The sequence below is a fragment of the Mucilaginibacter sp. P4_G9 genome (genome assembly GCF_056400985.1).
Genome location: NZ_JBFUKF010000566.1, coordinates 1 through 2,523, shown reverse-complemented (window position 1 = coordinate 2,523; position 2,523 = coordinate 1). Strand labels below are relative to the sequence as shown.

Below are 2,523 nucleotides of genomic sequence, written 5' to 3'. Positions count from 1 at the left end.
GTTATTAAAAACGGTCAGCTCAAACAAACTACAACCCCGACAACTAATTACCCATCATTTTAGACTGGACCAGGTTATGGAGGCCTATGATACCTTTGAGCATGCAGCAAAAGAAAAAGCACTCAAAGTAATTATGACCAATACAAACAATCCTGAATAAATATTTTAAAGGTTACAACCAATTAAGATTCGATTTATAAAAGACATTTGAAAGAAAATTAGTAACTCAATGATGCATGGGGTAAATGAATGAAATACATTGGTTTGCCCCCTTTTTAATCAAATAAAATCAAAATGAACAAAGCTAACATAACACATTGAATGTTTAATCTTTCATCTTTTTTAGCCTGGCATGATCTATTATTCTTATATGGGTGCCAATACGCTCTATCAATCCCTCTGATTTAAACTCTGTAAGTATCCTGCTCACGGTTTCTGAAGCTATGCCAGCCATTCCCGCCAGTTCTTCACGTGATATATTAAACAAGAGTGGATTTGACAATGGAGTGCTTAATCGCAAAAGCACCTGTGATAAGCGCTTGCGAACCGAATTGTAGGCCATCAATAATAACTGGTTATCTTTCTCGCGAATATTACTGGCCATCATATGGATAAACTGCTGATTAATATCCGGATAATGATCTACCATATCAAGCACCATTTCACGGGGAAGCAAACATACAGTGGAATCACTAACAGCCTCTGCCGTTTCGGAATAACTTTCTGACGATAATAAAGAATATAAACCTATGTAATCATCCGGTTTAAATAAACCTAACAACAATTCATGCCCGTTATCTGCTATTTTAAAGGTTTTAATACAACCATCAAGCAAAAGATATAAACCTGAAGCCTCATCGCCCTCATAGTAAAGTATCTGTTTTTTTTTGATCTGTTTAATTTTACGGCCGGCTATTACGGTTTTCAGATCTGCCTTTCCGTTTTTATTTCCTGCAGTTAGTTTTTCCAAACTTAAGAAGGATTTAATATAATAATGTTCAAGTATTTCTTTTTTATAAAACCGACTTTCAAGAGCATGCAATAACTCCAGATCATCAAAGGGCTCAACCAGGAAATCATCCGCTCCTATTTCCATTCCTTTTCTAAAGTTTTTTCGTTCGGCCCTGGCCGTTAGAAAAACAAAGGGAATGCGGGCTGTTTCTGACTGTTTGTGCAGCATATTTAATACCTCATAGCCATCCATTCCGGGCATCATTATAGCGCAAAGAATAAGATCTGGCTTTTTTAATTGTGCCAGCTCCACACCTTTTCTGCCGTTTTCTGCCTGTAGTACCATATAACCGTTAAATCCCAAAACACTGGTAATCCTCTCCCTGATATCGTTATTATCTTCAATGATGAGGACTGTTTTCATGATCTATTGAATATAAGCATACGAATAAATTCTTTAAAAGATTATACTACTATCGCCAATAGCAAATGAGTGTGAATCGGGCTGTTTACATCAGTTCTATTTTACGCCATGCACAAAATGATCTCCAACCGGAATAACCGCATTTATAAATACCTGCTTGTTACCGGGTACTAAGATTCCAGAATCGATCATCCTGTTAACATATCCTGAAAACTTCGATGCCCCCTTAAAATTTAAATGGCCCAGATCTGCAAATTCATCATCATTTAAAGGAAAATTGTTGAAGTCTAAAAACTCAACATCCTGAAAATATAATTTCTTAATCGTCATGAAAACCTTTTCATTTTTCATGAATTCGTAACCTTTATGCTGGGGGCTCCTTACCAAAAATACTTTTTTGTGCTTTTGATGGCAATAATCAATTATCTTACGAAGATATTTAAGGTTAGTCATCGACAGCTTAGTACGCTCTGATGTTGCTTCATTACGGAGGATTGATGGTGTATTTTTTATTTCCAGCGGTTTAGGATTATTAATTTTTAAATAGCCACCAATATTGCTACTGAAGTTATAGTTTAAGGACGCAACTCTGAATATATTCTGGCGGGTTAAAATGGAAACACAATTTACAAAATCTTTAGGATTTTTATCAAATAGCAGTTCTAAATCTGATTGATCCATAAACGATGCGTATTGTGGAAACATGTTCGACATATATTTATAACCCCAGGTCCATTCATCCATTTTTTCGTCAATTTGATTATTTGAAAACTCTATTAAAATGGTTTCTACCTGGTTGTTTTGAGAAATTACCTTTTTTACTTTTTGGTAAGTATAAAAGTAAGGCTCTGCTGAGTGAGACAGATTTTTAAAACCTGATATTAAAGAATCATTAAAAGCACACTCAGAGTGCGAATGGCCGAACAGCACAATTTTGTAGCCCTTATCAATATTAAACCTCGACAATTTTTTAACCAAAAAATTGGGTATCAATATTACGCAGGCTACTAATAATATACTTGTTAAAATAAACGTCAGTGTTTTATTTAAAAAGTGGCTCATTGTTTAAAATTGAAAGTAAATAAATTGTTGTTCTTTGCCGGCAAACAAGAAAAGGATTAAAACCAGTGCATAATAAAAAGCTAGCC

Annotated in this window: 2 protein-coding genes; both read right to left on the bottom strand. The window is 34.8% G+C overall.

Annotation, left to right across the window (positions count from 1 at the left end):
- Positions 1–325: 325 nt before the first annotated feature.
- Complete coding sequence (locus AC1DPZ_RS25395) at positions 326–1,375, bottom strand: response regulator (RefSeq protein ID WP_477408730.1); 1,050 nt, start codon at positions 1,373–1,375, stop codon at positions 326–328.
- A gap of 96 nt (positions 1,376–1,471) precedes the next feature.
- Positions 1,472–2,437: a hypothetical protein gene (locus AC1DPZ_RS25390; RefSeq protein WP_477408728.1), complete on the bottom strand. Its 966-nt coding sequence runs from the start codon at positions 2,435–2,437 to the stop codon at positions 1,472–1,474.
- Positions 2,438–2,523: the final 86 nt, after the last annotated feature.